The organism is Agrilactobacillus composti DSM 18527 = JCM 14202, from assembly GCF_001436375.1.
GTDB lineage: Bacteria > Bacillota > Bacilli > Lactobacillales > Lactobacillaceae > Agrilactobacillus > Agrilactobacillus composti.
In genome coordinates, this window is record NZ_AZGA01000052.1 from 1 (window position 1) to 671 (window position 671).

A 671-nucleotide genomic window follows, 5' to 3' on the forward strand; every position below is an offset into this window, starting at 1 on the left:
GGCTGGCGTACGGCCGTCCCTAGGCGGTCGGCATCGGGATCCGTGGCGATCAGGACGTCTGCCCCTTCTTGTTGGCCTAATTTGATAGCCAAATCAAAGGTCTGGGGGAATTCCGGATTAGGGAATGGTGTGGTTGGAAATTCCGGATCCAAAATAGCCTGTTTCGTCACGATGGAAAAACCTTGGAACCCGGCATTATGCAAGACCCGTTCGGCCAGCATCTTCCCGGTCCCGTGTAACGGCGTATAAACCAGTTTCATGTTTTTACCGGTTTCGGCGATCAAATCTGGGTTGATCGTAACCGTTTTTAATTCGGCCAGGTAAGCCTGATCCACATCCTCACCAATCAGGTGCATCAGACCAGCTTCCCGTAATTTTGTTTCAGCAACCACAGCAATGTTAAATAAATCTGTCACTTTGCGCACATAGCTGGTGATCAGATCAGCTTCTTTAGGTGGCATCTGGCCGCCATCAGGGCCATAGATCTTATAGCCATTATATTGCTTCGGATTGTGGCTGGCGGTGATCATGATACCTGCGTAAGTCTTCAAATGGCGTACGGTAAAGGACAGTTCCGGTGTTGGCCGTAACTGGTCAAAGACGTAGCTAGGAATGCCGTGGGCCCCTAAAACTTTAGCAGACTCATGGGCGAAAAGTTCGGAATTATAGCG

At 50.1% G+C, this 671-nt stretch carries 1 protein-coding gene; it reads right to left on the reverse strand.

The annotated features are described in order from the left end of the window. Window positions 1–671, reverse strand: a 671-nt coding sequence (locus tag FC83_RS07940) for a phosphohexomutase domain-containing protein (RefSeq protein WP_476692191.1), incomplete at both ends; no start/stop codon positions are given.